The sequence below is a fragment of the Neisseria sp. P0021.S005 genome, from assembly GCF_051956955.1.
In genome coordinates this window covers 1-438 of the sequence record NZ_JBQCWY010000986.1, presented here as the reverse complement: position 1 = coordinate 438, position 438 = coordinate 1, and the positions used below count along the sequence as shown (strand labels likewise).

The following is a 438-nucleotide window of genomic DNA, read 5'->3' as shown; positions in this document are numbered from 1 at the left end:
CATCGTGTCAAATTCTCAATCCAGCGAACGCGCGACGTTTAGCAGTCGCCGTGCCTTTATGTTTGCCGCCATCGGCTCGGCCGTGGGCTTAGGCAGCATTTGGCGTTTCCCTTACATCGCCTTCGACAACTGCGGCGGTGCTTTCGTCCTCCCTTATTTGGTTGCGCTGTTGACGGCGGGTATTCCACTGTTGCTGCTCGCCTATGCCATCGGCCACCGTTACCGCGGTTCGCCTCCTTTGGCCTTCCGCCGCCTCGGCCGTTGGTTTGAGCCGGTGGGTTGGTGGAACTTTCTGACCAACGTCATCATCTGTATCTACTACGCAGTGATTGTCGGCTGGGCGGCAAGCTATGCCTATTATTCTTTGACTTCGGCATGGGGTACGGATCCGCAGACCTTCTTCTTCAAAGACTTCCTGCAAATGGCCGATGCCAAAGA

1 pseudogene is annotated in these 438 nt (G+C 56.2%); it reads left to right on the top strand.

Annotated elements, in window-relative coordinates:
* Positions 1-4: 4 nt before the first annotated feature.
* Positions 5-438 (top strand): annotated as a pseudogene (locus tag ACTHUE_RS20510) (sodium-dependent transporter); the annotation flags it as partial.